Origin of the sequence: Caballeronia sp. LZ033 (assembly GCF_031451265.1) — a bacterium.
In the GTDB taxonomy this organism is placed as follows: domain Bacteria; phylum Pseudomonadota; class Gammaproteobacteria; order Burkholderiales; family Burkholderiaceae; genus Caballeronia.
Genome location: NZ_JARUXQ010000003.1, coordinates 424,853 through 451,744, shown reverse-complemented (window position 1 = coordinate 451,744; position 26,892 = coordinate 424,853). Strand labels below are relative to the sequence as shown.

Below are 26,892 nucleotides of genomic sequence, written 5' to 3'. Positions count from 1 at the left end.
CAGCTTGATGAGACGCGAAGACATTCGCACTTAGCGTGGCTTATGGGGCTATTGGCAACCTCGAACGGCTTCGTCATTACCCTGAGAGGTACAAGACGAAACATCCAAGGTGATTTCATGGCTTCGCATGCTGAACTCAGGCGCTTCACGGCCAATCTCGCCGATGAACTCGACAGCGCCGCGCTCTACGACACCCTGGCGCGAGCCGAACCGCAAGAAGACAAACGGCGCGTCTATGCCGAACTGGCCGACGCCGAGCGCCGTCACGCCAGTATCTGGGCGGCGAAGCTCAAGGCGAATGGCGTGCCCATTCGTGAGCATCGCCTGAGCCTGAAAACGCGCATCATGCGCACGCTGGCCAGCGTGTTCGGACCTGACTTCGTGCTCCGCTCAGTCGCGGCGAACGAGATGGCCGATCGCGACAAGTACGCCGGACAACCCGATGCCGCGCAGATGTCGATGGAAGAACGCCATCACGCGGACATCGTGCAGGACGTGGTGAGCCGCAACAAGGGACTCGACAAGGGCAGCGCGATTGCTGCAGCCGAAACATGGCATCGCGGCGTGGCCTCCGGCAACAACCTGCGCGCTGCCGTGCTCGGCGCGAACGACGGCCTCGTATCGAACTTCTGTCTCATCATGGGCGTCGCGGGCGCCGGCGCCGGAAGCCGGGCCGTCCTGCTCACCGCGTTCGCCGGCCTGATCGCCGGCGCGACGTCGATGGCGCTCGGCGAATGGCTGTCCGTCACCAACGCACGGGAACTGGCGCGCACGCAGATCGCGAAAGAGAAAGACGAACTCGATCACATGCCCGACGCCGAGCGCCACGAACTCGCGCTCATCTATCAGGCTAAGGGCGTTGAACCAGCGGAAGCGCGCCGTATCGCCGCGCAGATCATGCTCGACAAGGACAAGGCGCTCGATACCCTCACACGCGAAGAGCTGGGTCTCGATCCACGCGAACTCGGCGGCAATCCGTGGACGGCCGCGCTGGCGTCGTTTGCGTTGTTCGCCATCGGCGCGATGTTTCCTGCGGTGCCCTTTCTCTGGTCGAGCGGCACGAACGGCATTGCGCAATGCATGGCATTGAGCGCGCTGGGTCTGGCGGGCATCGGCGTCTTTACTTCACTGTTCAACGGACGCAGCGCGCTTTTTTCAGCGGCAAGGCAAGTGCTGATCGGACTCGTGGCGGCGGGCGGCACCTATGGACTGGGCAAGCTGCTCGGCGTATCGCTGTCGTGACTCAATCAGCGAATCATCTCCCAGTTGGCATAGAACACGCGTCGCACCGACATCACGCTCAAACGCACGCCCATCACGAGCGCATGCAGCACCCGGCCGAAGTGCGTGGGCCGCAGCACGTCGAGAAAGATGCAATAGCGCAGGCGGTCCGAATCGTTGATGGATTGATGCACGAGGGTATCGTCGAAGATGAAGAGCGGCTCGTCATGCCAGTAATGCCGATGCCCCGCCACATTGATATAAACGTTCTCGTCCTGCACCGGATTCAGGTTATACAGGCAACGTAACGTGAGCCGCAAAGGCCCGTAATGGACCGAGGTGCTTTGCCGCTCATTGAACACAGATATGCCGATGGTCTGCACATACTTGAAGCTGCGGCTGAATTCAGGCAAGTCGATCGAGCTTTCCACCGGCACGCCATACCAACGCGCGAAGCACATGCCCCGGCGCTTGTCGGGCATCTGCGCGGCAAGATGCGCCTGAACATAAGGCAGGTTTTTCCGGAACGCGCCAATGACGTGACGAATTTCTTCCTGATGCCCTTCGGGCAAATCCGCAAGCACATAGATGCCGCGATTGCGCGTGCACATCAGATCCACCAAAAGATTGAAGGGCGACAGCACCCACGTGAGCAGGCCATTGCCGAGAAAGTAGCGACGCCAGCTCGCGAGATTGAATTGCCGGCTGCGCTGGAAGTCGGCGAATCCGCATGCAATGAAGGCTATGCAGAAGGCCGGCGCAAAAAACAGAAGAATCGACAGAACAAGCATGTAGAGCAGATCCTTGCGTTTCACATTCGGCCTCGGCGATGATCCACGGTGACCGTTACATCATAGTACCGAGTGACGCGCGCGGTACACTGCCGTTTTGACTTCGCCGACCTTCCGAATGAGCCAACTTCTTTCGCTGCGCCCTTTCGTTCCCGCTAAAGACTTCGAGTTGTCCAAGCGCTTCTATGAAGCACTCGGCTTTCGCATCACGCATCAGGACGAGAACATCGCGATGCTGAAGTCCGAAGGCTTCAGCTTCATCCTGCAGAACTTCTACGTGAAGGAACTGGCCGAGAACTTCATGTTGCAGATGCTCGTGCGCGATCTCGATGCCTGGTGGCGCGACACGAACCCTGCCGCGCTGAGCGGAAGCTTTCCAGTCAATCCCGCGCGTCCGCCCGCGGTGCAGAGCTGGGGAATGAAGGTCGGCTTCGTGTTCGATCCTTCCGGCGTGCTGTGGCACGTCGCCGAGGCGCTGTTCTGACCCGGGCGCTCCGCGAATCACTCTTCCAGAACGATCTGCACCTTCACGTCAGTGGGCACGCCGCTCGCCGCTTCCTCGAATGCCTTGATGCCTTCCGCAAACAGGAACGTGCGCGAGATGAACGGCTTGACATCGAGCTTGCCGGAGGCAATCAACTGAATGGCGCGCGGGAAGATATTGGCGTAGCGGAACACCGATTCGATCCGCGCTTCCTTGATCTGCACCGCGACCACATCGAGCGGAATGGCATGCTGCGGCATGCCGACCAGCACGAGACAGCCGCCCGGACACAGCAGGTCCACGATGCCGTCGAAGGCCTTCTCGTTGCCGCTCGCCTCGAACACGATGTCAGCGCCCCAGCCATCGGTCAGTTCCTTGACCACGTCGAGCGCACGGCGTTCGCGAATATTCACCGGCGTCACGCCCTGCACGCCGCCGATCAGATCCAGCTTCTCCTGCACCAGATCGCAGACGATCGCGCGGCTGCACCCGCCCGCGAGCGCGGCCAGCGCGCACATCATGCCGATCGTGCCCGCGCCGAGCACCACGGCGACGTCGCCCGGCTTGATCGCGGCCTTCTTCGCGGCTTGCAGTCCGATAGAGAGCGGTTCGACGATCGCGCCCTCCGCGAAGCTCACGTTGTCCGGCAGCTTGTAGGTGAAGGCCGCCGAATGCACGACATAGGGCGCGAGACAGCCATGCACCGGCGGCGTGGCCCAGAAGCGCACCTTCGGGTCGAGGTTATACAGCCCCTCGCGCGAGGCGCGCGATTCCATGTCGGGCACGCCCGGCTCCATGCACACCCGGTCGCCCGTCTTCAGGTGCGTGACCTCCTCGCCCACTTCGACGATGGTCCCTGAAGCCTCGTGCCCGAGCACCATCGGTTCATTGACGACGAACGGCCCGATGCGCCCATGCTGGTAGTAATGAATGTCGCTGCCGCAGATGCCCACGGTGTGAATCTTGATGCGCACATCGCGCGGTCCCACCACTTGCGGCAGGCTGAACGGGCGCAGACTGATGCGCCTTGCTTCCTCGAGAACCAGTGCTTCCATCATCTTTCCTTTGATGTTGAACAAGCGGGATCAGCAGGCCTGGAATCCGCCATCGACAAGCAGGCTCACGCCGCTCACCATGCTCGAATCCTCACCGAGCAGATAAGCGATCGTGCGCGCCACTTCGAGCGGCTGCACGAAGCGATTCATCGGGATGCGCGCCAGCATCGGGCCGGACTTGGCGGGATCGCTCCAGGCGCGTTCGCCCATCGGCGTCATCGTGACCGTGGGAAGCACCGCGTTCACGCGAATGCCGTGCGGTCCGAGCTCGGTGGCCATCACGCGGGTCAGCGCGTCCATGCCGCCCTTCGATGCGCAATACGCGGCATGCAACGCAAAGCCCACGTTCGCCGAGAGACTCGACACGTTGACGATCGACCCGCCGACGCCGCGCTCGATCATGTTTTTCGCGCATTCCTGCGCGACGATCATTGCGGCCCGCAGGTTGACGTTCATCGTCAGGTCGAAGGCTTCGACGCTCGTTTCGAGGAACGGCTGCAGCACCGCGAGACCCGCGTTGTTGACCAGCAGGTCCACGGGCTGCGCGCTGCGTGCGGCCTCGCGCGTGGCGTTGGCATCGGCGAGATCCACGGCGATGGTTTCGCAGCCGGTCTCGTTGCGCAGCGCATCGAGATCGGCGGGGCTGCGGCTCAGCGCGATCACGCGCGCGCCGCGCTCCGTCAGCAGATGCACGGTCGCATGACCAATGCCCTTGCCCGCGCCCGTGACGAGCACGGTCTTGCCGGCAAACTCGCGATTCCTGTCGATGGTCGAGCTCATGGGTCAGGTATCAAGGTGTCTCGCACAGGCGCTGCGCGGTTTCTTCATCGGTCACGAGCACGGACGGATAGCGTCCGCGCAACGCCGCGCGCGTCACATGAAACTTCTTCTTGCCGCCGCTCACGAGCACCACGCGGCGGATCTTGCGCAGGTCTTCCAGCGTGATGGCAACGGTGCGCCGGTTCAGCGGATGATCGATCAGCTCGCCGTCTTCATCCATGAAGTGCCCGAGCATGTCGCCGACCGCACCAGCCTTCTGCAGCGTGCGCAGCTGCTCGGGGTTGTCGATGCCGTAGGTCACGACCAGCGACTCGGTCAAGTCGCCTGCGGTGAGCAACGCGAGGCTGGCATTGCGCGCGAGTTCATAGGTTTCGCGCACGGTCTCTTCCTGCAGGATCACGTCGCGTGCCTTCTGGCTGCTCACATAGATTGGCGCGGCAAACAGATAGCTGTCCGCGCGGCAGATGTTGGCGAAGTCGGAGACGATGTCGAAGGTATTGATGCTCGGGCAATGCGACAGCCCGCCTTGCAGCGACACCGCCGAAATGGCGCCATAGGAGCGCTGCGGCATGGCGCGCAGCACCGCGCGAATGGTGCGGCCCCAGCCGAGCCCGATGGTCTGTCCCGCGCTGATCTGCCGGGAGAAATAGTTCGCCGCGCCGATGCCGAGCGCCGCATTGTTGGCTTCGGTGTCGGCGCCGGTCGGCACGACGACCGCGCACTCCAGTCCGAAGCGCTTGGCGAGCGCCTCTTCCAGCGCGACACACGGCGCGATCTTGCTGTTGATCGTGATCTGCACGAGACCCGATTCGCGGCTCGCGGCCAGCAGCCGGTTCACGCGCACGCGGTTGCTGCCGATGCGCTGCGCGATCTCCTGCTGCGTCAGGTTGCCGACGTAGTAATGCCACGCGACGCGCGCCTGCAATTCCTCTTCAGAATCGATGGCCTCGTCGGTTTCCGCCACGGCGATGGTCGGTGCGCTCTTGCTCATGTTGCTCCAGTGTTCAATGATGGTCGCCGTGATTCTATTTGACCGCGCCCATCGTGAGCCCTTGCACCAGCCGGCCGGACACGGCCAGCGCGAACACCACCATCGGCAGGACGATCAGCGTGCCGGTCGCCATGATCTCGCCCCACGGCAATTCATAGCCGCTCATGTAGCTCGTTGCCGCCACCGGCGACGTAATGGCGTCGCTGCGTGTCAGCACGAGCGCATACAGCAGGTCGTTCCACGAGAAGATGAACGCGAAGATTGCCGAGACGACGATGCCCGGCATCGCGAGCGGCAGGTTGATGCGCCAGAACACGCGCCAGGGTGAAGCGCCGTCGAGACGCGCGGCTTCGTCGAGTTCGATGGGGATGTTGCGGAACTGATCGGTGCAGATCCAGACGACGATCGGCAACGAGAACGTCAGGTAAAGCAGGATCAGCACGATATGGGTATCCACCAGTTCGAGCTTCGTCGCAATCAGGAAGAACGGCACGGCCAGCACCACGGGGCTCACCATGCGGTTCGAGATGAACCAGAACCACAGGTCCTCCTTGCCGCGAAATTCATAGCGTGCCAGCGCGTAGGCAGCGGGGGCGCCGAGCAGGATCGCGAGCACGGTGGTGCTGCTCGCGATGATCAGCGAGTTCAGCAGGCTGCCCGCGACATCATGTTCGAACAGCGCCGCCGAGTAGTGATGCAAGGTGGGCGAGAAGAGCCACTTCGGCGGGTAGGCGAGCGCATCGGCCTGGCTTTTCAGGCTCGTCGTGACCATCCAGTAGAACGGAAAGACCGACGACAGGAACACCACCAGAAGGCCCAGGAAATGCCATACGGTGACGCGCCTGCGCGCGGCGCGGGCGCGTTTCGCGCGTGACGACAGGGCGCCATTCGACGCCTGCGGGACAGATGAACTCACGCAGCCTCCCGATACACGAAACGAATGTAAAGACGCGACAGCACGATGGTCAGGACCAGCAGGATGATGGCCTGCGCGGACGCCATGCCCTGGTCGAACAGCCGGAAGCCCACGCGCTGGATGTACACGCTGATGAACTCCGTCGCGGCGCCGGGTCCGCCGCGCGTCATCGTGAAGACGGCGTCGAACATCTTCAACATGTCGGCGGAGCGCAGGATCAGGATGGCCGTGAGACCCGGCAGCAGATAAGGCCGCTGCAAGTGCCACAGGATCATGCTCCACTTCGGCGTCTCGAGACGCGCCGCCTCTTCCGCTTCCTTCGGCACCATGGAGAGTCCCGCGAGCAGGATCAGCGCGCAGAACGGCGTCCATTGCCAGATATCCATGATCATCACGGAGACGAAGGCAAGCGTCGGGTCGGCGAGCCAGTCCTGCGGCGGAATGCCGATCAGACCCGTCAGGTAGTTCGCCACGCCGAACTGGCGATTGAAGATCAGCCGCCCGATGAGCCCGACCACCGCGTAGGTGGTTGCCATCGGAATTACGAGGCTCACGCGGGCCGCCGCGCGCATCCACGGCAGTTCGGTCCGATGCAGCATGAGCGCCGCGAACAGCCCGAGCGCGACTTCGATCGGCAAGGTCACGCACAGGAACAGCGCGGTGCGCCCGAGCGCGCCCCAGAAGGACGGATCGGTGAGCGTGGCGATGTAGTTGTCGACCCCGATGAAGGGCGTGCCCGAGCCCAGATCCGCGAGCTTGTACTGATGAAACGAGTTGTACAGCGCGAGCAGCAACGGATAGATGCCAATGATCGCCAGCGCGGCGATGGCGGGAATCAGGAACCAGAAGGCGGGCGAACGCGGCAGGATGCCGAAATAGCGCGCGGGCTTGCGCGGTCCTCTCGCGTGCAGTGCGGGTGATGCCATTCGATCGCCTCCGGTTCCTGTGAACGGGTTACTTCAGCAAAGGCTTCTTGCCGTCGTAATAGCCCGCTTTCTTGAGGATGTCCTCGGTCTTCTGACCGATGGTTTGCGCGCCCTCCTTTACCGTCACCTGGCCCAGCATCATCTTGCTGCCCCATTCGCCGATGACTTCCGACACCGCCGGCCATTCCGGGAAACGCGGCCGGTAATCCGGCACGCCGCCCTGCCACGATTCGACCATCGGCTTGACGAACGGATACTTGTCCTGCACGGCCTTGTCCTCGTACACCGCCATGCGCGCCGGCACGCCGCCCGCATCGAGATACGGCTTCGCCATGGCTTCCGACGTGATCCACTGGATGAAGAGCCAGGACGCCGCCTGCTTCTTCGCGTTCGACTTCGCGTTCACCGCGAGCGAGAAGCCGCCGAGCGCGGGCTTCAGACCCGCCGGGCCCTTCGGCTCGGTGGTAATGGCGAGACAGTTGCCGAGCTTCGACTTGCTCGGATCGGTCAGCGTGGGATAGAACGCGGACCATTCGGTGATCATCGCGACCTGCCCTTGCGCAAGCGCGTTCACCGCTTCCGCGTGATCGAAGTCGACGATGCCCGGCGGCATGTATTTCATCAGCTTCTGCCGGTATTCGAGGCCCGCCTGCGATTGCGGCGACATCAGGTTCGACTTGAATTTCGCATCGAGCAGCGAGCCGCCGTTGGGCCACAGCACGCGCATGAAGCTGTCCGCCGACTGCGTTTCGCCACGCCTCGATTGCAGCGCGAAGGCGAACTTGTCGCCCTTCGTGAGCTTCGGCGCATAGACGTTGAGGAGTTCGTCCCAGGTCTTGGGCGGTGCGTCGAAACCCGCGTCCTTCAACATGCACTTGTTGTAGAACATCAGGCCCGAGTAGTTATCGAACGGCAGGCCGTAGGTGACCTTGTCCCACGACCCGAACGAATCGAGCAGGATGGGAAAGAAGCCCTTCAGGTTCAGGTTCGGATCCGCGAGCTTGGGGTCGTCGGTGAACTTCTTGATGGGCACGAGCCACTTGTTGCTCGCGAATTCGCCGATCCACACCACGTCCACCAGCACGATGTCCTGATCTCCGCCGCCGACGAAGTTCAACACTTCCTTCTCGCGCGTGTTCTCGTAGGGAATGACTTCCCAGCGCACCTTGATGCCCGTCTCTTTCTCGAACTGCGGAATGAGCTGTTGCGCGGCCTTGTAGCCGGGACGGTCCAGGAAGATGGCCTTGATGGTGGTGCCCGAGTAGGGCTGGGCGGCTTCCTTCAAGGTCCAGGCTTGCGCATTCGATGCCGCGAACGCAGCGCTTGCCGCCAGTAGCGCCACTGCCGCGATGTGTTTGATCGGGCCGAATTGCGTGGCCGGGATGAAGCGCTTCTTCATGCCTGTCTCCTTGGTTTTTATCGAGCGGGTATGCGGTCGGGTTCAGTTCGTTCGTGCTTCTTTGCTGCGCTCCCAGACGTGCAACGAGCGTGCAACGAGCCTGTCACGAAGCCTCGTTCGGCTTCGGATCATACGCTCCGTTTCACTTGTAATTTCGGTTTTACAATTGTATATTTTGGCCCGAACAGGTTGTCAAGAACAAAAATCGCCGATGCATCCGATGCTGCGCTGCCGCAGCAGCACACTGGAGACAACGCATGAGCGCAGTTCATTTGCAGCAGATCCGCAAGACCTTCGGCGGCGTGGACGTGCTGAAGGGCGTGGAGATCGAAGTCACGGACCGGGAGTTCATGGTCTTCGTCGGCCCTTCGGGTTGCGGCAAGTCCACCTTGCTGCGCACCATCGCCGGTCTCGAACGCTGCGACTCCGGGCAAGTCCTGATAGGCGGCGAAGACGTCACCGAACTCGAACCGTCGCAGCGCGGCGTCGCCATGGTGTTCCAGTCGTATGCGCTCTATCCGCACATGTCGGTGTACGAGAACATCGCATTCGGGCTGCGCATGCTGAAGCTGCCCGAAGCGCAGATCAAGGAACGCGTGCAGCGCGCGGCGGAAATCCTGCAGATCGGCCAGCTGCTCGAACGGCGGCCGCGCGCGCTGTCCGGTGGACAGCGCCAGCGCGTGGCGATCGGGCGTTCCATCGTGCGCGAGCCGAAGGTCTTCCTGTTCGACGAACCGCTCTCGAATCTTGATGCCGCGCTGCGCGTGCAGATGCGCCTCGAGCTCATCAAGTTGCACAAGCAACTGAACGCAACGATGATCTACGTCACGCACGATCAGACCGAAGCCATGACCATGGCGGATCGCATCGTCGTGCTGAATCACGGACGCGTGGAGCAGATCGGTTCGCCGCTCGAGTTGTATCGCACGCCGCATAACCGCTTCGTCGCCGGCTTCATCGGCTCTCCGAAAATGAACTTCATGGACGTGCGCGTCATGCGCGCGGACCATCTGGGCGTCACCATCGAGCTGCCGGGCGGCGAGGCGCTCACGCTGCCCTTTGCCGCCGGCGCGCTCGAGGCAGGCGAGACGCTGACGCTCGGCATCCGGCCGGAACATTTCATCGAGTCATGCGGCGGCGACATCGACAGCGGCCTGACCGGCGAGGTCATGGTGATCGAGCATCTCGGCGGCGAGACGCTGCTGCATCTGCGTCTGGCCAACGGTCTCGTGATCCAGGTGAAAGGCTCGGGCGAGTCGAGCGCCGTGGAAGGCCAGCGTCTCAACGCGGGCTTCAGCATTCGCCACGTGCATCTGTTCCGCGAAGACGGCAGCGCGCTCGAACGCATGCGGCCGGTGGCGCAGACGGCCACGGCCTGACACGCCGAAACGGCTGCGTTTCGTCAAGTTAATGGAGGATTTGCCGTAAACGAGAACACGCGCCGACTGGCGCACTCGGCCGTCCTGCTTCGCGGCCGACTTCACCTCGTGTCTCGTGAACTCCATGGCATCTCGAATTCGCTCGCTCGCGGCGTCGGCCGCGGTGCTCACCCTGTTGCTCGTGTTCGGAGCGGCGCCCTCCACGCTCGCCGCGACCAGCGCCGAGCTCGCTGTTTCGCTGACCATCTACGAAGTCTGCACCCTCGATACCGACGCCCGTCGGCCCGCCGTCGCCTGCTCGGCAGCGGGGCAATATCGCGTCCTTACCGGACAATACTTCGCCGATTTCCAGGTCGCCGAAGCTGACAAAACACAAACACGAAACAGAGCCGTTGTAGAAATCGCCTTTTAAAAGAGTGCGTTGCAGCATTCCGTTAATCTGTTGCTTTCGTTACAAACGGTTACGTCTTCGGTGTGAAGATTGAACAAGAATGGAAACGTCCACCGAGGTGTAGACCGCTTTTGCGCTAACGGCGCAAACGTTGTCGAACACGGACATATCAATAAAAAAATATTCTGAGGTGAAGAATGCGTCGCCACTCGATTGCGGTTTCATTCATTTCACTCGCGTTAGCCACGGGGCCCCTTATTCCCTTCGGAGCGCGAGCCGCTACCAAGACCACCACTTTCGTGGTCTCCCTGACATTGCAGAACGACTGCAACATCACAGCGAATCCGCTGAACTTCGGTACTTCGGGCGTCATTGCCGCGAACATTGACCAGACCACCACGTTGTCGGTCACGTGTTCGAACGGCGCGGCCTATAACGTCGGGCTCGACGCAGGCTCGGTCGCCGGCTCAACCATCCCCGCCCGCTTGCTGGGCGGAACGGGCACACCGGTTCCGACCGTCGCCTATCAGCTCTATCGCGACGCCGCCCGCACGCTGATCTGGGGGCAAACGGTCGCCACGGACACGGTGGCGGGCACCGGCAACGGTGCGGCACAGACGCTGACGGTGTACGGCCGCGTCGCGCCGCAGACCACTCCGGCAGCGGGTACCTATACGTCGACGGTCACCGCGACCATCACGTTTTAGGTATGCGTGATCCGAAGGCAGGTCGAGTCCTCCGCCGGGTGAGGCGGGGGCTGCTGTACTCGTTCGCGCTGCTCACGCTCTCGCAGCTGGGCAGCGCGTGGGGCGCCGCGCTTCAGGTTTCGCCGATCCGGCTGGACCTGTCCGCCGAGAAACCCGCCGCCGCCCTCACGCTGCATAACGACGGCACCGTGCCGCTCTACGCGCAGGTGCGTGTGTTCGCATGGACGCAAACGATCGATGCAGATCATCTGGACCGCACTTCTGCCATCGTCGCGAGTCCGCCTATCGTCAATGTCGCGCCGGGTGGCGATCAGACCGTTCGCATCTTGCGCGTCAGCACGACCCCGCTGGTCCGCGAGGAAGCCTATCGGCTGCTGATCGACGAATTGCCGAACGGCCAGGCCGCCTCCTCGACCGGCGTACGCATGCAGTTGCGTTATTCGGTGCCGGTGTTCGTCGGCGCCAAGGAGGACCAGGTGCCTGCACTTGCGCTGTCGCTCGAACGCACTGAAGCGCCGGACGGCCACGACACCCTGATGCTGCGCGCGGCGAACCACACGGATCTCCATGCGCAACTGAGCCGCGTCCACCTCGACTGGCCCAATGGCCATTCGACCCAGGTGTCCCCCGGCCTCCTTGGATACGCCCTGCCGCACGCGGCGCGCCGCTGGCCGGTGCAGGGCGCACCTTCGGGCGTGACCTCGGCGACGCTCAAGGCGCTCGTGAACGGCGAACCGGTGACGATGCCCGTGAGCGTCGTCGGACCGCAACCTGATCAGTGACCCGTGGATGCGCTCGCCCCACCGGCACTCGTGCCACACTCGCAGGCATGCCTTCAGGCGCATGCGCTGGGTGCTGCCGGTCTGCGTATTCACTTCGACCTGCGTGCCGGCGCGCGCCGATGACGTGCCGGCGACGCTCGCCGCCGGCGACCTGCCCGCGACGCTTGCCGCCTTGCGCGGCGGCTTCCCCGTTGCGGGCGGCGGCGCCACGGGCGAGCTGTATCTCGAAGTGGCCATCAACGGCGTGTCGACGCAGAAGATCGCGCAGTTCTTCATCACCGACACGATGATCTACACGACGATCAACGAGCTACGCGACCTCGGCTTGCGCACCGACGACCTGCGTCCCGACGCCCAGGGCCGCGTCGGACTCGGCTTCGTCCCCGGCCTGCGCTACACGTACCAGCCGGAGCGGCAGCGCATCAACCTGGAAACCAACGATTCCCGCCGTCTGCCGGCCGCGCTCGCCAACACGCCCGCGCGCCCGCCGACGGCCGCCACCGGCACCGGCCTCGTCATCAACTACGACGCGACGGTGCAGACCAACTCGCCGACGCAATACGGCCTCTTCAGCGAGCAGCGCTTCTTCTATCCGGGCGGCGTGTTCGACAACACGGGCACTGCGTACTGGTATGAGGACCGGCATCGCTACGTGCGGCTCGATACCTCGTGGACCCATTCGAATACCGACACGCTCGTGACCACGCGTCTCGGCGACACCATCTCGTCTTCGCTCACGTGGACGCGGCCGGTGCGCATGGGCGGCGCGCAGGTGTCGCGCGACTTCTCGCTGCGGCCGGACCTGATCACCTATCCGGTGCCCGCGCTGGCCGGCTCGGCGGCCGTGCCGAGCGCGGTCGACCTGTATGTGAACAACGTGCGCCAGTTCAGCGGCAATGCGCCTTCGGGACCGTTCGTCATCAATGCGGTGCCCGCGATCAACGGCGCGGGCGAAGCCGTCATCGTGAGCCGCGATACGCTCGGGCGCAGCGTGATGACCACGGTGCCGCTCTACATCGACGCCCGCCTGCTCGCGCGCGGCCTCACGGATTTTTCGGTGGAAGCGGGCTTCGTGCGGCGCGCCTATTCGCTCGAGTCATTCGACTACGCCGGCGAGCCGTCGCTGTCGGCGTCGCTGCGGCGCGGCATCACCGACGAATTCACGCTCGAAGCGCACAGCGAAATCACGCGCGGCGTCTATAACGCGGGCGTCGGCATGCTGTTCGGCATCGGCCAGTGGGGCGTGTTGAATGTGGCGGTGGCGGGCAGCGCGGGCAACGGCGGCGAGAATCCGGCGCCGCGCTATGTCTATCCGGCCGGCTACTACAACGGCTTCTCGTCGATTGCCCCGCAAGCCACGGCAATTCCGCAGCAAGCCCCGACCGGCGGCAGCGGCTTCCAGATCGCGGCGGGCTGGCAATGGCGCACGCCGGCCATTTCCATCGACTTGCAGGCGCAGCGGGCCACGCCGCACTACAGCGACCTGGCCGCCGCCGAAGGCACGCCCGTGCCGCGCGCGACCTATCGCGCGACGCTCGCCGCACCGCTGCGCGCGCTCGGTTCGTCGAGCACGGCGAGCGCGAGCTTCGTCGGCCTGGACGATCCGTATTACGGCGATTCGCGCATCGGCTCGCTGGCTTATACGACCAGTCTGCCGCGCGGCGCGTCGCTGTCCGCGAGCGTCTATCACGACTTCGGCGACACCCGCACGACCGGCGTCTTCGTGGCGCTGAGTTTCGTGCTCGGCGGCGCGCTGAACGGCAGCGTCAATGCCGGCACGGATCACGGCAAGCCGATCTTCGGCGCGGCGGTGTCGAAGACGGCCGACTATGGCGGCGGCTTCGGCTGGCAGGTCCAGACCGCGCGCCAGAACGGCATCCAGCAGTCGCTCGCGCAGGGCACCTATCGCGGCCGATACGGCGATGTGCTGGCGTCCGTCGCGAATGTCGATTCACGCACTTATGGCGAACTGGACGCATCCGGCTCCATCGTCCTGATGGCCGGCGACGTGCTCGCGGGCCGCCGTATCGACGACGCCTTCGCGCTCGTCTCGACGGACGGCGTGGCGGGCGTGCCCGTGCTGCATGAAAATCGCGAAATCGGCAGGACCAATTCGGCGGGGCATCTGCTGGTGCCGGACCTGGTTTCCTACCAGGCGAACCATCTCGCCATTGATCCGCTCGGCCTTCCCGCCGATACCGCCGTCGCCACCACGCAGCTGAATCTCGCCCCGCAGGCGCGCGCGGGCGTGCTCGCGCGTTTCCCGCTGCAAGGCTTCCATGGCGCGCAGCTGCTCCTTCTGAGTGCGAACGGCCAGCCCTTGCCCGTGGGAACGCAGATCACGCATCGCGAGACCGGCAAGCAGTACATCGTGGGTTACGACGGCCTCGCCTTCGTGGACGACCTCGCGCAAACGAATACGATCGACGCGGCGCCGGCGGGCAAGCACTGCGAACTACAGGTGCCCTACGAGGCGCAAGCCCACGCTCTGCCGACGCTCGGCCCGTTCACCTGCGGAACGGCGGCGCCATGAAGCGCATCGTGCTGTTCTTCGCGTTCCTGCTGCTGAGCGCCACGGCGCAGGCGCAGGTGTGCAGCGCGACGGTGTCGGGTGTGAACTTCGGCACGGTCACGCCGGCCACCTCGACGGACGTGCGGGCGACGGGCACGGTAAATCTGACCTGCACGCCGGCGGCGCTGAATCCGCCGGTGCGCGTGTGCATCGGTTTCGGCACGGGCAGCGGCGGCTCGACCATCTTGCCTCGCGTGCTCACCAGCGGCGCGAATACGCTGACGTACCAGCTTCTTACCGATGCCGCGCTGACCACGGTCTGGGGATCACGCGGGTCGTCCTTCGACCCGGTCGCCGTGGACCTGACCTTTCCGATCGGCCAGTCCTCGGTGAGCCGGAGCATCACCATCTATGGCCGGGTTGGCGCGGGACAGAACACGGTAGTTGCAGGAAGCTATCTGTCGCTGTTCAGCGGCACGGCACAGGCGGAAATGAACTATCAGGCGTATGTCCTGGTGCCGCCCAGCTGCTCGACGGTCACCGCGAACTCCACGCCGCTTTCGTTCGCCGTATCGGCGACGGTCATCAACGACTGCTCCCTTTCCGCGACCAACATCAATTTCGGCGCGGCGGGCGTGCTGAACGGCGCGCTCACCGCGAGCGGCACGCTGAGCGTCACGTGCACCAACCAGGACCCTTACTCGATCACACTCTCGGCGGGCAGCGGCAGCGGCGCGAGCGTCGCGGACCGGCGCATGACGAAAGGCGGAGGAAGCGAGCAGGTCCGCTACCAGCTCTACACCAATGCCGCGCTCACGTTCCCCTGGGGCGACGGCACGAACGGCACGAGCATCGCGAGCGGCACCGGCACGGGCTCGAATCAGTCCATTACCGTCTACGGCCGAGTGCCGCCGCAAACCACGCCGAGCGCGGGCACTTATACCGATACGATCATCGCGACCATCACGTATTGAACTCTGCCACGCGTCCGGATTACAAAAGTTCAACGCATGGCTCGTACAACTTGCAAAAGGTCCGGCAAAAGCGCGAAGTCCCGGCCAGCGAGGTTTTCCGCCCCGAGCGGCGTAACACGGGCGGGACGTTACGTAACTGAAGCATCCGTTTCATACTCCACCGGGCCTTCCGTAGGACGAAACACCGCCGCAAACGTTATCCAGCCGTAACACGCGGAGAATTCGCGAGACATCACCTCTGGCCCGCACGTCTGGCACGACTCCTGCAATTCCTTGCGTGACCAACGGGGAGGGATGGAATCAGCATGAAAAGAACGACAGACGGCTCGCCCGCAGCGATCGCCGCGCCGGACTCAGATCATGCATTGAGGCATCGCGTACTCCAGGGCCTGCGGGCTGGTGAGTTCTGCATCGCCTATCAGGGAATCTATCGGGTGGACAGCGGCGAACTCGCTCAGATGGAAGCGCTGATTCGCTGGCGTCATCCGGAGTTCGGACTGCAGCTGCCAGGCGCATTTTGCGCGGCGTTCAAGGACGCCGATGTGATGCTCGAACTCACCTGGTTCGTGATGGACCGCGTGGCCGCCGACATGGCCGCGTGGCGCGCCGCCGGCGGCGCGCACTATCCGGTGGCAGTGAACGTGCCGCCGTCCATCGCGGCGTTGCCCGGTTTTGCCGAGCGCATGGACAGCATCTGCCGCGCGCATGGCGTCGCGCCGGAGTGCCTCGAACTGGAGCTGTCGGAAAGCGAGGATCTCGCGCGTTTTCCGGGCATGAAGAAGCTCGTGCGCCGCTTCCGCAACAAGGGCGTCAATATTTCGATGGACGATTTCGGCACCGGTTATGCCTGTCTCGCGGCGCTCGGCCCGATCGAATTCGGCACGGTGAAGATCGCGAAGGAACTGCTCGCCGAAGCGCCGAGCTGCCCGAATGCCTGCACGGTGTTCTCGGCAGTGCTCGCGCTGCTGACGCGGCTCAAGGTGTCGATCGTCGTCGAAGGCGTTGAGACCGCCGCGCAGGCGCAGTGGCTGGCGCAATGGCCGCATGTGCTTGCGCAAGGCTTCTTCCTGGCGCGCCCGGCGTTCGGCATCGACCAGGTGCCCGGCGTGCGCACGGCGAAAGCGCCCGCGAAACGACGCGAAGCTGGCCACGCCATGCGCATTGCAAACGCGGCATGAAAACGAGGTACAGCAATTAGAACCGGTTTCCCAAGAGCTTCTGGCAGCCCTCGTAAAGCCAGAACTTCGCCGGCGCATGCGTGCGCCGGCGTTTTTTTTGGTGCGCCGCAATTTGAATGCGGCGACGCGGCGCTACATCGGCCGGGTTTCAGGTTCCTCGTCGAAGATCTGGAACTTGCGCATCTTCTCCCACAACACCTTGCGGCTGATGCCGAGATGCTGCGCGGTATCCTGCCGGCGCCAGCCGTTCGCATCGAGCGCGGCGATCACCCGGTTGCGCTCGTTCATGTCCCACTTGCTGCGATCAACGAGCAGGTCGGTTGCGCCTTCTCCCGCCGACGGTTGCTGCTGGTTGCGCGCCAGCACCAGCAGGCGTTTCACGCGCGACTCGTCCCAGCCGCCGAGCTGTCGCACGGTGACACCGACCCGTTCCGCCAGGTTGCGCAGTTCGCGCACGTTGCCGGGGAAGTAGATGTCGGCGACCGCGTCCGCGAGCCAGTAAGGCAGGTCCGGCAAGGTATCGAGCTTGTCCTTGCCGATCACTTCGCTGACGAACGCCTTGAACAGCGCGATCTTGTCGGGCGCGCCGCGTTCCTCCAGCGACGGAATCTTGAGCTCGATCACCGCCAGCCGGTAATACAGGTCGGCGCGAAAGACACCGTCCTTCACGAGCTGCGGCAGGCACTTGTTGCTCGCTGCAATCAGCCTGAATTCGAGGCGCAACGGCGTCGCCGAGCCGAGTCGCGTGACCGCCTGGTCTTCCAGCACGCGCAACAGTTTGACCTGCTGATAAAGCGGCAGATCGCCGATTTCGTCGAGGAACAGCGTGCCGCCGTTGGCCTGTTCGAAATAGCCCTTGTGCGCCATCACCGCGCCCGTGAAGGAACCCTTCGCATGACCGAAGAACAGCGACTCGAACAGCCCGTCCGGAATCGCGCCGCAATTCACCGGCACGAACGGCCCTTCGCCGTAGCGCGAGTGCTTCTCGTGCAGCAACTGCGCGATGCGTTCCTTGCCGACGCCGGTCTCGCCATGCACCAGCACGCTGGTGTCGCAATCGGCGAAGGTATCGACTTCATGCAGCAGCGCCTTCATGCAGTCCGCATGCGCGATCAGATCCTCCGACGCCTGCGTATCCTCGCCATGCGCACGCAGTTGCCGCGCGAGCTTGCAGACCATTGCGCGCAGTTCCGCGCCGGTGAAGTCGAGCGGCAGGATGTGCGAATAGTCGGCGGGGAACACCGACGGATCGCGCTCGCGCGGCGCCGCGCCGACCCACACGACCGGCATCGTATGCCGCGCCTCCCAGTCGCGCAGCACGAACGCGCCGTGGTCGATCACGCTTACGCTGATGATCGCGAGAGCGGGACGCTCGGCGTCGCGGGGCGCGCTGATGGCGGTGCCGTCGGCGCGCAGCACGTCGACGTCCTGGCCGGACATCGCGCGCACCACGCGCTCGACGATGTCGGCCTTGCCCTCCCATACGTGAATGTCGAGGCCGTCGATTCTGGTGTTCTGTCTCATGTCGATCAATCAATCAATAGGCCAGTTGCGACTCGCCGCAGGTCAGCGACAGGTCGTGGATCGTGCTCGCGCCCACTTGCACGCCGAGCGCCTGGAGCACCGGCAGCAGCACGGTGTCGAGGCCTGTGAGCAGTTGCGGCAGCGTGGCGACGACGCCGCCCAGCAAGCCCGTGACGATGCCGCTCAACAGATCGGTCAGCACGGTCGGCAGGATGGGCGAAGAAATCTTCAGCGTGCCCGAGAGGCTCTTGTTCAGCCCGCTCAACGCATTCGCAAGCGATGCGCCCGGCGCGGACGGCACGGTCTGGTAGTCGTCGGCGTTGCCGCTCACGCCGTCGAACGTGATGTTCGGCGCCGCCGACGCGGGCATCGTCGCGGGCAGGGCAGCGGCGAGGCTCACGCTGGCCACGCCGGGCACGTTGAGAATCGTCGCGGGCACGGAACAGGCACCGAACGCCGCATTGGCCGTCAGGTCGCCGACGCACACATTGGCGATGCCGCCCTGCACGCCGATCACCGAGCGCCGGGTCAGCGGCGGACCGGCGCATTGCGTCGAGGCGAGCCACGCGGTGCCGGACGCCGCATCCACATACAGCGGCAGATGAATCATCTGGCCGCTCAGCAACGGGATGAGCGGGATGTTCGGCAGCTTCACGAGGCTCACGTCGAGGACCGCCCGCACTTGCGCCGTGCTGGCCTGCGTGCGCCAGTTGCCGTTGCCGTCCTGCCCCGCCTCGCCGATGGCCAGCGCCGGCGGCTCGATGATCTGCACCGAAAGCGTCACTGAACCGAGCAGCCCCAGGTCGATGCTCGGCTTCAGAATGACGGCTGCCTTGCCCGCCTGCGCGATCTCGGCGGAGACGAGCAGCGCTTCGAGCGGATTGATGGTGGCGTCGAGCGCGCTTTGCGTGTTCGCCAGCGCAATCGACAGCAGCCCGGGCGAGCCGTTCTTGCTGCCGAGCGCGATGGTCTGGTTGCCCGGAATGTTCGCGTTGACGATGGCGCCCATCGCGCCGATCGCCGTCGAGAGATTCGCGTTCACGACGGACGTGGTTTGCAGCGCCTTCAGCATGAGTTTCGCGATATCGCCCGCGCTGAGTTGCAGGCCGAGCAGTTGATCCACGGTGCCGACGCCCGCCGCCGTGACGAGATCGCCCACGCGCACCTGGGCGTTCGCGAGTCCTTGGTACGACACCAGGTTCAGATTGAGACTGGTGCCGAGCAGCGCGTTCAGCAGGCTATTCAGCTGGCCCGCGCCAAGACTGACGAGCGTCGTGCCGATCGAGAACGAGCCGATGTCCGTGGCCCGGGCGATGGCCGTCGCCGTCACCTGCCTCGACGGTCCGACGAAGAAGTACGGCACCATGTGCGCCGCGCTCACCTTGACGGCGTTGACGGGCATGCCGCTGGTCGAGAAATGGTCGGGCGCGGCGTTCGCCTGCGTGTCCCAGCGCCCGCACGTGACGCTCAGGCTGTTGCCGGCGGCGTTGGCGTCGAAGCCGTTGACGAGCGCGCTGCCGGTCGCCGCGGAGGTCGCGCGCGCGCACGAACTCGACAGCGACTGCGTGCCCGCGCTGGCGGCGAGATCGACGACGCTCTGCAACGCGCGCCGTGCGAAAAACAGATTGCCGATGTCGAGCGCGCCCAGCGCCGCGACCGCCACGATGAGCCAGATCGCCGCGAGCGTCGCCGCCGCGCCGCGCTGGCGCTCAAGGTGCGGTCGGAAGGTGCGGTGCGCTTTCATGACGTGGGCTGCGGAACTGCATCAGTTGGCGTTGTGATAGTTGACGTCGAGCGCGGGCCGCCCGGCGTCTTCGAGCGACGAACCGAAGCGCGCCGGAATCGCCGTCTCGAACGATCTCAAATAGCGGTCGTAGGCCGCGCTGGCCTCGGCGCCCAGCATCGGCTGCGCGGGCGCGGCAGCGGCATTGCTGGCCTGGAGCGAGAGCCAGGCCTGCGTGGCGTGGCCGATCTCGCTCGCCGCCGGCGGGTTCGCGACCTGCGCGAAGGCGGCGGCGGGCGCCGCGCCCAGCACGGCGGCCAGCATCGTCAGGGGGAGTCGTTTCATCGTTGCCTCGTGGTTCGGTAACTTCGTTCGTGCGACATCAGCGCGCCGCGACGCGCGGCCGCGCCGCATCCGCAACCCGCTTCGCATCGCCGCGGATCGCCTGCTGCACATCCGCCGTGAACTTCTGCTGGTCCATCAGTCCTTGCGCATTCGCGGCTTGGCCGCTGGCAAGCAGATACAGCGCGACGTTGCTCAGGATCTTCGGGTTGCCCGGCGCGAGCTCAGCGGCCTTCATCAGCGGCACGCGCGCGCCTTCGACATCGCCCATCCGCAAGCGCGCATAACCGAGGTCAGAGAGCATCGTGGCATCGGTCGGCGCGCGTTTCGAAGCCGCCTCGAAACGTTCGGCGGCGTGCGTGAAATCGCCCTTCGCACCCGCCAGCAATCCCAGGCCGCGCAGGCCGCGCGCGGCGAGCGGGGTATCGGCGAGACGCGCGTAGGCCGCCGCGCTGGCCTCGGGCTGGCCGGTCTGACGCAGCGCATCGGCGCGCAACAGAATCGTGTCGGGCGCTTCGCCGTATTCCTGCTCGTAGGCATCGATGTGCGCCAGCGACGCGTACCACAAGCCCTGCGCCTGCATCCGGTCGATCAGCGCGAGGTACATGCCGGGCGTATCAGGCGGCGCGTCCTTCTGCTGCGCCTGATCGAGCGCGGCCTGGCGTTCCGCCTGGATGCCCAGGCCGTAGCCGTTCTCCTGCTTGGTCGCGCACGCGCCGAGCGTCGCGCAGAGCAGCGCCGCGAGCAGCGGGCGCAAGAGGGTCGTGGAGAGAGTCATGAGCATTCCGTTATCGATGAAGTCCTGCCAGCGCGTGCACCACCGCGATGAAACCCGGCCCGGCCGTGATGATCAGCAGCGCGGGCAGCAGCGTGAGCACCATCACGCCGGTCATCTTCACGGTGACTTTGCCAATGCGCGCCCGCAGCGCCGCGCGGCGCGCCTCGCGCAGCCGGTCGCCGAACTGCTTGAGCGGATCCTGCACCGCGCCGCCGTGCTGCTCGACCTGGATGATGAGCCGCACGATGGCGGCGAGGTCGTCGTTTTCGTAGCTCGTGGCGAGACGTTTCATCGATTGCTCGCGGGTGCGGCCGGTCACGAACTGCGCCTGCGCCAGCGCCAGTTCGCGCGCGAGCACGGGCAGCACGTTGCCGAAGTCGTGGATCATCACCTGCAGGCTCTGATCGAGCGACAGCCCGACGCCCTGCAGCAGCCGCAACAGGTCGACGAACATCGGCAGCTCGTTTTCCACCGCGCGCTGACGCGCCTGCGCGCGCCGCCGCACGAACCACTTCGGCGCCATGAAACCCGCCGAAAGCGCCATGAACATCAGCAGCATGAAGCGCGCGCTGCTCAAGCCGCCATGCGCGACGGCGAAGACGGCGAGCGGCGCGCCGAGCGCGCCCACAATGCGCGCCGCGAGAAAGCGGGCGCGCGCACGGACATCGAGATAGCCGCAGCGTTCCAGCAAACGCCGGTCTTCCGGCGCCACCGCGATGCGCCCGAACGGCGTGTCGAGCCACGCAACGCTCGCGCGTCCCAGCGCCGCGAACAGGCCGCGCGCCGGCGGCGGCGTGAGGCGCGTGGCCGGCGCAGCAGCAGCGGCGGCCGACAGCGACGCCGCCGCACGATCCTGCAACGCGTGATCGAGCGTGCGCGCCGAACGCTGCATGCGCAGATGGCGGCCGAACGCCAGCACGCCGCACAGGCTCACGGCCAGCGCGGCGGCGGCGAGCGCGAGCGCGCCGAGCAAGGCAGGCGTGATCGTCATGTCCGTACCCTCGCCAGCCGGTACAGCATCCACGCGCCGAGCGCCTGCAACGCCACCGCCATGTAGACGAGGCGCTTGCCGAGCGTGTCGGTCCACATGGCGTCGAAGTACGCGGGATTGGTCAGGATCACCATCGTGCCGAGCAGGATGGGCAGCAGTCCGAGCACCCACGACGACAACCGCGTTTCGGTCGACAGCGCGATGAGTTCGCGATCGGCCTGCTCCAGGTCGCGCATCAGGGCGGCCATGCGGTCGAGCATCACGTCGGAGCGGCCGCCGTATTTCACCGACACGCGCAGCACCGAGCCCACCAGTTCCAGTTCGCGCACGCGGTAGATGCGCGCCACCGCGCCGAGCGCGTGATCGATTTCCATGCCGGTGCGCAGCATCGGCAGCGCGCGGTTCAGGCATTCGGAGAGCGGCGCTTCGGCGCTGCCGAGCGCGCTCTGGAACGCCGCCGGCACGCTGTGGCCGATGACGATCATCCGCACGATGCCGTCGAGGAACGGCGGCAGTTGCCGCACGATGCGCTGGTAGCGTTTCTGCGCGCGCCACGTCAGCCACGCGTAGACGGCGACCAGCACGAACGCCGCGACGCCCGCGCCGATCGCCGCTCCCGCGCGCACGCCGGCCCACAGCGCGCCGCAGCCGGCAACGGCGAGCGTGATCGCGACGAGCGCGCCCGGCCGTTCGATGCCCGCGCGGTTCAGCAGACTGCCGACGAACGCGCGAACCTGCGCGATGCGCGCCCGGACGCCCGTCTGCATCTCGGCGGCAGGCGCGCCCGGCGCGGGCCGGGGCGGTTGTGCCGCGTGCGACGCGTGCGGAGCGGCGGCGTGCGCCGCGCTTGCGGTCTGCACCTGCCGCTCGACGAAGCGTTCCGCCAGCGCCCGTTCACGCCGCAGGGCGCTGCGCCGCCACAGCATGAGCGCCGCCGCCGCGCACAGCAGCGCCAGCATCGCGACGAGCGCGACGCCCCTAGCCACTGAAGCCCCCGCCGAAACCGCCGCCGAAGCGTCCCGTCTGCCCGAAGCCTTCCGACATCGCCACACCTTGCGCCTGACGGAATTTCGCGAGCTTCGGCGAACTCGGATGAATGCCGAGCCAGTTCCAGCGGTCCTGTTCGTCTCCGTTCATGTCGACGGACGGCTCATAGCGATACAACTCCTGCATCGCGATGATGTTGTCCGAAAGGCCGGTGACTTCGGTAACCGAGAGGATCCGGCGCCGGCCGTTCGAGAGCCGCCCGATCTGCACGATGAAATCAATGGCGTTGGCAATCTGCCGCCGCAGGCTCGCCTCGGTGCCCTGGAAGCCCGCGAAGCCCGCCAGCATTTCCAGCCGGTACAGACACTCGCGCGGCGAACTGGCGTGGACCGTGCCCATCGAGCCGTCGTGGCCGGTATTCATCGCCTGGAGCATTTCGAGCACTTCGCCGCCGCGCACTTCGCCCACGATGATGCGGTCCGGACGCATCCGCAGCGTATTGCGCAACAGGTCCCGGATCGACACGACACCCGCGCCGTCGAAGCCGCCCGGCCGGCTTTCGAGCCGCACCACGTGCGGATGGTTGAGCGACAGCTCCGCCGTGTCCTCGATCGTCACCACGCGTTCGTGCTTCGGGATGAAGAAGGCCAGCGCGTTGAGCAGCGAGGTCTTGCCCGAGCTCGTGCCGCCCGAGACCAGCACGTTGCAGCGCGCCTCGACCGCCGCCTGCAACAGCGTCGCGATGTCCTGATTGAAGGTGCCGTTCGCGAGCAGGTCATCCGGACGCAGCGGATCGCGGCGGAACTTGCGGATCGACACGACCGGCCCGTCGATCGACAGCGGCTCGATCACCACGTTGACGCGGCCGCCGTCGGGCAGGCGCGCATCGACCATCGGATTCGATTCGTCGAGACGCCGGCCGATCGGCGCGAGAATGCGCCGTACGATGCGCAGCAGGTGCGCGTTGTCGGCGAAGCGCACCGGAATCTTTTCGAGGATACCGTGCCGCGACACATACACGTCGCTATAGCCGTTGATGAGGATGTCCTCCACGGCGGCATCGGCGAGCAGGTCCTCGATCGGGCCGAAACCCGCGAGTTCCTTGGTCAGCGCCGCCGCCACCAGCCGCACTTCGCTCTCATTGAGCGGAATGCGGCGCAGGCGCACGAAGCTGTCCATCTCCAGATCGACGAACTGCTGGATCGCCTGGCGCGACCAGCGGCCGAATTCCGCGCCGAGTTCCTCGATGCGCGACAGCAGATGTTCGTGCGCGGCCGTGGCCACGTCCTGGAACTGCTGCGACTGGGCGAACGCGACGGCGTCTTCGGCCAGATCGTTCGCGAACGCGATGTCCTTGCTGAAGTCCTGAACCATCGTTATGACCGTCTGAGAAAGTTGGGAAGGAATTGCCCGGCGCCCAGCGCCGAGCGGAGGGACGCACGGCCGCCTGCCGACTGTGCGTCGCGCGCGGCCGCCTCGCCCGGTGCTTCACCGTGCAGGCGCGCCACCAGCGGCGCGAGCGCGCGGACATACAGATCGCGTTCGGCGCACTCGGCCAGCAGCCGGCCCTGGTTCACCGCGCGTCCGAGCGCCTGGGCCCGCTCCGGGAGCACCGCGACGAGCGGCAGGTCGAGACGCTCGGCCAGCTGGTCGGCGCCGAAGTTGAGCGCGGCGTCGAACTTGTTGACGACGAGGCCGAGTGGTTTGGCTTCGTCCGGCTCGCTTTCATCGCCCGCGCGCAAGGCGTCGAGCAAGGCGACCGCCGAAACCGCCGAGGCGACATTCGGATCGCACACGAGCCAGACTTCGTCGGCGGCACGCACGGCCTGCCCGACGAATTCGAGGTTCGAGAAGCCGCCCAGATCGACGATCTGCTGATCGAAATACGCGCGCAGGCGGTTCAGCGTGCTTGTCGCGGAGGCGAAGGAAATCGCGCGCATCTCGCCGAGATCGGCAGGCAGCGCGGTCAGCGCCAGCCCGCTCGGATGACGCGCGAAGGCGGTGTTCACGAAGGTCTCGTCGAAGCGGCGCAGGTTGCGCACGGCATCGACGAAATGCAGTTCGCTGCGGGTGTCGAGCAGCAAGGCGCTGTCCGCCGCGGGCAGGCCGAGGTCGAGCAGCGCCGTGGTGCGCTGCGCCGCCGCCGCGCGTTTTTGCAGGCTCACCGCCAGGTTCGCCGCGAGCGTGCTCACGCCCACGCCGATGCGCGCGCCGAGCAGCACCGTGAGCTTGCCCTGGCGGCTGACCGGCTCGTTGCGCGGAGCCGGCCGTTCGGCCAGCAGACGCCGCGCGATCGCGAGGACGTCGGCGGGCGCGCCGCTCACGTCGGCGAAATCGCGCACGCCCGCCCGCAGCGCCGCGAGCGCCGGGGCCGGCGTCGCCAGCGTGCCCAGCGCGACGATCGGCACGGCCGGATACATGTCGCGCGCCGCGTGCGCCAGCAGGCTCGCTTGCGTGGCGTCGCCGCTCGCGCCGAAGTCGATGAAGACGACGCCCGGCGCCCGCTCGCCGATGCGCCCAGTCAGTCCGGCCACGTCCCACGGCGCGGCTTCCACCGGGCCCGCGCCCGCCAGCGCGCGTTGCAGCCAGTCGAGCCGCGCGCTGTCGGGGCTCGCGCACAGGAAGCGCGCCGGCAGCGCGGAAGCTTCGACGGGCGTCATCGCGAGAATCCCGGCGCGGCTTCGGCAGACAATGCGCCGCCGATGAACGAGCGCCATACCGGCCCGTCGCGGCGCTCGGACTGTTCGCCGGGCGTCGCGGGCAACGGAGCGTTGCGGGCGATCGGCGCGACCAGATGCGGCGTCACGATGATCACCAGTTCGCGGTCCTGCTGCGAGTACTGCAAGGTCTTGAAGAACGCGCCGATGATCGGCAGGTCGCCGAGCAGCGGCACCTTGTTGACGTTCGAGGCCGTCTCGCGATCCACCAGCCCGCCGATCACGAAGCTCTCGCCGTCGCCGAGTTCGACCGCCGTTTCCGCGCGGCGCGTGGTGAGCGCGGGCACCGAGACGCCGTCGATGGTGATCGCATGCGCGAAGTCGAGCTGGCTCGCCTCGGGCGCCACCTTCAGCGCGATGCGCTCCGGGCCGAGCACGGTCGGCGTCAGCGAAAGGCCGATGCCGTATGGCTTGTAGACAATCGTCGTCGTGCCGAGCGACTGCGGCACCGGCACCGGAATCTCGCCGCCCGCGAGGAAGCTCGCGCTTTGTCCCGAGAGCGCCACCAGCGTCGGCTGCGCCAGCACGCGCGCCAGATTGTTGCCTTCCAGCAAGCTTAGGTTGGCGAACAATCCGCGCGAGGTCGAATTGAGCAGCAGGTTGAATGCGGAACCGATCGGCGAGGTGGCCGTGACGGCGAGCGGACTGGTCGCGCCGCCCGACACGTTGCTGAGCGCGCTCGGCGCGAAGGTGCCGAACGCGAAACCCGCGTGATTCTGCGAGAACAGGTTGAAGCCGGCTTCCTTGAGCACCGACTTGCTGAACTCGACCACCTTGACGTCCACCTGCACGACGCTGCGGGTCGCGATGGTCGAGGCATCGACGACCGCGCCGTCCTTGCCCACCGACGCGCGCGCCGCCGCCGCCGCGCGCTGATGCTTGCCGACGCTCGGCGTGCTGCCGGTCAGCACCGCCGTCTTGCCGAGCACGCGGACTTGCGGCGCGTCGCTTTCGGCGAGCGCGGCGCCTGCGCCGGAGGCCACGTCGACCGTATAGGAGAGCGGCGTCCCGCTGCCGCGCTGCCACAGCATCAGGCTGGTCGAGCCCGCCGCCTTGCCGACGAGCAGCACGCCGCCGCCCTTCAGCACGTTCACGTCGGCGACGGCCGGATCGCCGATCGCCACCCGCGTCACCGTCTTGCCGGGCGCAAGCGACATCTGCGCGCCCGTCGACAGCGCAATGACCTGGCCGCGCGAGGGCGACGCCGTCGTAGCCGCTGTTTCCCCCGCCGCCGTCTGCACGGTGCCGCCGCATACCACGACCACCCAGCCGAGGAGCGCCGCCCGTTTCCATCCCGTCGATTTCTTCATGCCTTCGTCTTGCTGGTTTCTGGTCATCGTGATT

At 65.9% G+C, this 26,892-nt stretch carries 25 protein-coding genes; 9 read left to right on the top strand and 16 right to left on the bottom strand.

Annotated features, from left to right (window positions below; all coding sequences use genetic code 11):
- Positions 1 to 117: 117 nt before the first annotated feature.
- Positions 118 to 1,242: a VIT1/CCC1 family protein gene (locus QCE62_RS23285; RefSeq protein WP_309923629.1), complete on the top strand. Its 1,125-nt coding sequence runs from the start codon at positions 118 to 120 to the stop codon at positions 1,240 to 1,242.
- Positions 1,243 to 1,247: 5 nt separating this feature from the next.
- Here the strand turns inward: QCE62_RS23285 and QCE62_RS23280 are convergent, their stop codons facing one another.
- Positions 1,248 to 2,036, bottom strand: a complete 789-nt coding sequence (locus tag QCE62_RS23280; protein WP_309923626.1) for an aspartyl/asparaginyl beta-hydroxylase domain-containing protein — start codon at positions 2,034 to 2,036, stop codon at positions 1,248 to 1,250.
- A gap of 94 nt (positions 2,037 to 2,130) precedes the next feature.
- On the opposite strand from QCE62_RS23280, the gene QCE62_RS23275 reads away from it, so the two are divergent.
- Entirely contained in the window at positions 2,131 to 2,496 is a 366-nt protein-coding gene (locus tag QCE62_RS23275; RefSeq protein ID WP_309923624.1) for a VOC family protein, read from the top strand.
- Positions 2,497 to 2,513: 17 nt separating this feature from the next.
- On the opposite strand, the gene QCE62_RS23270 is transcribed toward QCE62_RS23275, so the two are convergent.
- The 6 genes from QCE62_RS23270 to QCE62_RS23245 are packed head-to-tail and all read right to left on the bottom strand — an operon-like array spanning position 2,514 to position 8,563.
- On the bottom strand, positions 2,514 to 3,551 hold the full coding sequence (locus QCE62_RS23270; protein WP_309923622.1) for an NAD(P)-dependent alcohol dehydrogenase: 1,038 nt from the start codon (positions 3,549 to 3,551) through the stop codon (positions 2,514 to 2,516).
- 30 nt (positions 3,552 to 3,581) lie between these two features.
- On the bottom strand, positions 3,582 to 4,331 hold the full coding sequence (locus QCE62_RS23265) for an SDR family oxidoreductase (RefSeq protein ID WP_309923620.1): 750 nt from the start codon (positions 4,329 to 4,331) through the stop codon (positions 3,582 to 3,584).
- 10 nt (positions 4,332 to 4,341) lie between these two features.
- Entirely contained in the window at positions 4,342 to 5,322 is a 981-nt protein-coding gene (locus tag QCE62_RS23260; RefSeq protein ID WP_309815754.1) for a sugar-binding transcriptional regulator, read from the bottom strand.
- A 34-nt stretch (positions 5,323 to 5,356) separates the two neighbouring features.
- Positions 5,357 to 6,238, bottom strand: coding sequence for a carbohydrate ABC transporter permease (locus QCE62_RS23255; RefSeq protein ID WP_309923618.1), 882 nt, complete (start codon positions 6,236 to 6,238; stop codon positions 5,357 to 5,359).
- Positions 6,235 to 7,164 carry a sugar ABC transporter permease gene (locus QCE62_RS23250; RefSeq protein ID WP_309923615.1) on the bottom strand — a complete coding sequence of 310 codons (930 nt, stop codon included), beginning with the start codon at positions 7,162 to 7,164 and terminating at the stop codon, positions 6,235 to 6,237. The genes QCE62_RS23255 and QCE62_RS23250 overlap by 4 nt, the downstream gene beginning before the upstream one ends.
- Positions 7,165 to 7,192: 28 nt before the next feature.
- Positions 7,193 to 8,563 carry a sugar ABC transporter substrate-binding protein gene (locus tag QCE62_RS23245; RefSeq protein WP_309923613.1) on the bottom strand — a complete coding sequence of 457 codons (1,371 nt, stop codon included), beginning with the start codon at positions 8,561 to 8,563 and terminating at the stop codon, positions 7,193 to 7,195.
- Positions 8,564 to 8,820: 257 nt separating this feature from the next.
- On the opposite strand from QCE62_RS23245, the gene QCE62_RS23240 reads away from it, so the two are divergent.
- From QCE62_RS23240 to QCE62_RS23210, 7 genes are all read left to right on the top strand, one after another.
- The gene (locus QCE62_RS23240) at positions 8,821 to 9,942 is read left to right on the top strand and encodes a sn-glycerol-3-phosphate ABC transporter ATP-binding protein UgpC (RefSeq protein ID WP_309923611.1); all 1,122 of its coding nucleotides are present in this window, start codon (positions 8,821 to 8,823) and stop codon (positions 9,940 to 9,942) included.
- A 124-nt stretch (positions 9,943 to 10,066) separates the two neighbouring features.
- Positions 10,067 to 10,354 (top strand): hypothetical protein, encoded by a 288-nt coding sequence (locus QCE62_RS23235; protein ID WP_309923609.1) that lies wholly within the window; start codon positions 10,067 to 10,069, stop codon positions 10,352 to 10,354.
- A 176-nt stretch (positions 10,355 to 10,530) separates the two neighbouring features.
- Positions 10,531 to 11,040 carry a spore coat U domain-containing protein gene (locus QCE62_RS23230; RefSeq protein WP_309815740.1) on the top strand — a complete coding sequence of 170 codons (510 nt, stop codon included), beginning with the start codon at positions 10,531 to 10,533 and terminating at the stop codon, positions 11,038 to 11,040.
- A gap of 38 nt (positions 11,041 to 11,078) precedes the next feature.
- A complete protein-coding gene (locus QCE62_RS23225; RefSeq protein ID WP_309923607.1) occupies positions 11,079 to 11,822 on the top strand; it encodes a molecular chaperone in 744 nt (247 codons plus the stop codon).
- A 61-nt stretch (positions 11,823 to 11,883) separates the two neighbouring features.
- Positions 11,884 to 14,355, top strand: coding sequence for a fimbria/pilus outer membrane usher protein (locus QCE62_RS23220; RefSeq protein WP_309923605.1), 2,472 nt, complete (start codon positions 11,884 to 11,886; stop codon positions 14,353 to 14,355).
- Positions 14,352 to 15,308: a spore coat protein U domain-containing protein gene (locus QCE62_RS23215; RefSeq protein WP_309923603.1), complete on the top strand. Its 957-nt coding sequence runs from the start codon at positions 14,352 to 14,354 to the stop codon at positions 15,306 to 15,308. Before QCE62_RS23220 ends, QCE62_RS23215 begins: the two co-directional genes overlap by 4 nt.
- Positions 15,309 to 15,613: 305 nt before the next feature.
- Positions 15,614 to 16,486: an EAL domain-containing protein gene (locus QCE62_RS23210; protein WP_309923601.1), complete on the top strand. Its 873-nt coding sequence runs from the start codon at positions 15,614 to 15,616 to the stop codon at positions 16,484 to 16,486.
- A gap of 132 nt (positions 16,487 to 16,618) precedes the next feature.
- Here the strand turns inward: QCE62_RS23210 and QCE62_RS23205 are convergent, their stop codons facing one another.
- The 9 genes from QCE62_RS23205 to QCE62_RS23165 are packed head-to-tail and all read right to left on the bottom strand — an operon-like array spanning position 16,619 to position 26,885.
- Positions 16,619 to 18,010, bottom strand: coding sequence for a sigma-54 dependent transcriptional regulator (locus QCE62_RS23205; RefSeq protein WP_309923599.1), 1,392 nt, complete (start codon positions 18,008 to 18,010; stop codon positions 16,619 to 16,621).
- Positions 18,011 to 18,023: 13 nt separating this feature from the next.
- Positions 18,024 to 19,754, bottom strand: coding sequence for a TadG family pilus assembly protein (locus tag QCE62_RS23200; RefSeq protein ID WP_309923597.1), 1,731 nt, complete (start codon positions 19,752 to 19,754; stop codon positions 18,024 to 18,026).
- Between the two features lie 21 nt (positions 19,755 to 19,775).
- Positions 19,776 to 20,078, bottom strand: coding sequence for a DUF3613 domain-containing protein (locus tag QCE62_RS23195; protein ID WP_404987426.1), 303 nt, complete (start codon positions 20,076 to 20,078; stop codon positions 19,776 to 19,778).
- 37 nt (positions 20,079 to 20,115) lie between these two features.
- Positions 20,116 to 20,853 (bottom strand): tetratricopeptide repeat protein, encoded by a 738-nt coding sequence (locus tag QCE62_RS23190; RefSeq protein WP_309923596.1) that lies wholly within the window; start codon positions 20,851 to 20,853, stop codon positions 20,116 to 20,118.
- A gap of 10 nt (positions 20,854 to 20,863) precedes the next feature.
- Complete coding sequence (locus QCE62_RS23185; RefSeq protein WP_309923593.1) at positions 20,864 to 21,844, bottom strand: type II secretion system F family protein; 981 nt, start codon at positions 21,842 to 21,844, stop codon at positions 20,864 to 20,866.
- Entirely contained in the window at positions 21,841 to 22,830 is a 990-nt protein-coding gene (locus QCE62_RS23180) for a type II secretion system F family protein (RefSeq protein WP_409017902.1), read from the bottom strand. The genes QCE62_RS23185 and QCE62_RS23180 overlap by 4 nt, the downstream gene beginning before the upstream one ends.
- Positions 22,823 to 24,205, bottom strand: a complete 1,383-nt coding sequence (locus tag QCE62_RS23175) for a CpaF family protein (RefSeq protein WP_309815713.1) — start codon at positions 24,203 to 24,205, stop codon at positions 22,823 to 22,825. Before QCE62_RS23175 ends, QCE62_RS23180 begins: the two co-directional genes overlap by 8 nt.
- 2 nt (positions 24,206 to 24,207) lie before the next feature.
- Entirely contained in the window at positions 24,208 to 25,491 is a 1,284-nt protein-coding gene (locus tag QCE62_RS23170; RefSeq protein WP_309923591.1) for a fimbrial protein, read from the bottom strand.
- Positions 25,488 to 26,885, bottom strand: a complete 1,398-nt coding sequence (locus tag QCE62_RS23165; RefSeq protein ID WP_309923588.1) for a type II and III secretion system protein family protein — start codon at positions 26,883 to 26,885, stop codon at positions 25,488 to 25,490. The genes QCE62_RS23170 and QCE62_RS23165 overlap by 4 nt, the downstream gene beginning before the upstream one ends.
- Positions 26,886 to 26,892: the final 7 nt, after the last annotated feature.

Excerpts from the sequence above, each read along its gene's own strand:
- QCE62_RS23285 (WP_309923629.1), top strand. The coding sequence starts at position 118 with ATGGCTTCGCATGCTGAACTCAGGCGCTTCACGGCCAATCTCGCCGAT.
- QCE62_RS23275 (WP_309923624.1), top strand. The coding sequence starts at position 2,131 with ATGAGCCAACTTCTTTCGCTGCGCCCTTTCGTTCCCGCTAAAGACTTC.
- QCE62_RS23270 (WP_309923622.1), bottom strand. The coding sequence starts at position 3,551 with ATGGAAGCACTGGTTCTCGAGGAAGCAAGGCGCATCAGTCTGCGCCCG.
- QCE62_RS23265 (WP_309923620.1), bottom strand. The coding sequence starts at position 4,331 with ATGAGCTCGACCATCGACAGGAATCGCGAGTTTGCCGGCAAGACCGTG.
- QCE62_RS23260 (WP_309815754.1), bottom strand. The coding sequence starts at position 5,322 with ATGAGCAAGAGCGCACCGACCATCGCCGTGGCGGAAACCGACGAGGCC.
- QCE62_RS23250 (WP_309923615.1), bottom strand. The coding sequence starts at position 7,164 with ATGGCATCACCCGCACTGCACGCGAGAGGACCGCGCAAGCCCGCGCGC.
- QCE62_RS23245 (WP_309923613.1), bottom strand. The coding sequence starts at position 8,563 with ATGAAGAAGCGCTTCATCCCGGCCACGCAATTCGGCCCGATCAAACAC.
- QCE62_RS23240 (WP_309923611.1), top strand. The coding sequence starts at position 8,821 with ATGAGCGCAGTTCATTTGCAGCAGATCCGCAAGACCTTCGGCGGCGTG.
- QCE62_RS23235 (WP_309923609.1), top strand. The coding sequence starts at position 10,067 with ATGGCATCTCGAATTCGCTCGCTCGCGGCGTCGGCCGCGGTGCTCACC.
- QCE62_RS23230 (WP_309815740.1), top strand. The coding sequence starts at position 10,531 with ATGCGTCGCCACTCGATTGCGGTTTCATTCATTTCACTCGCGTTAGCC.
- QCE62_RS23220 (WP_309923605.1), top strand. The coding sequence starts at position 11,884 with ATGCGCTGGGTGCTGCCGGTCTGCGTATTCACTTCGACCTGCGTGCCG.
- QCE62_RS23215 (WP_309923603.1), top strand. The coding sequence starts at position 14,352 with ATGAAGCGCATCGTGCTGTTCTTCGCGTTCCTGCTGCTGAGCGCCACG.
- QCE62_RS23210 (WP_309923601.1), top strand. The coding sequence starts at position 15,614 with ATGAAAAGAACGACAGACGGCTCGCCCGCAGCGATCGCCGCGCCGGAC.
- QCE62_RS23205 (WP_309923599.1), bottom strand. The coding sequence starts at position 18,010 with ATGAGACAGAACACCAGAATCGACGGCCTCGACATTCACGTATGGGAG.
- QCE62_RS23200 (WP_309923597.1), bottom strand. The coding sequence starts at position 19,754 with ATGAAAGCGCACCGCACCTTCCGACCGCACCTTGAGCGCCAGCGCGGC.
- QCE62_RS23195 (WP_404987426.1), bottom strand. The coding sequence starts at position 20,078 with ATGAAACGACTCCCCCTGACGATGCTGGCCGCCGTGCTGGGCGCGGCG.
- QCE62_RS23190 (WP_309923596.1), bottom strand. The coding sequence starts at position 20,853 with ATGACTCTCTCCACGACCCTCTTGCGCCCGCTGCTCGCGGCGCTGCTC.
- QCE62_RS23185 (WP_309923593.1), bottom strand. The coding sequence starts at position 21,844 with ATGACGATCACGCCTGCCTTGCTCGGCGCGCTCGCGCTCGCCGCCGCC.
- QCE62_RS23175 (WP_309815713.1), bottom strand. The coding sequence starts at position 24,205 with ATGGTTCAGGACTTCAGCAAGGACATCGCGTTCGCGAACGATCTGGCC.
- QCE62_RS23170 (WP_309923591.1), bottom strand. The coding sequence starts at position 25,491 with ATGACGCCCGTCGAAGCTTCCGCGCTGCCGGCGCGCTTCCTGTGCGCG.
- QCE62_RS23165 (WP_309923588.1), bottom strand. The coding sequence starts at position 26,885 with ATGACCAGAAACCAGCAAGACGAAGGCATGAAGAAATCGACGGGATGG.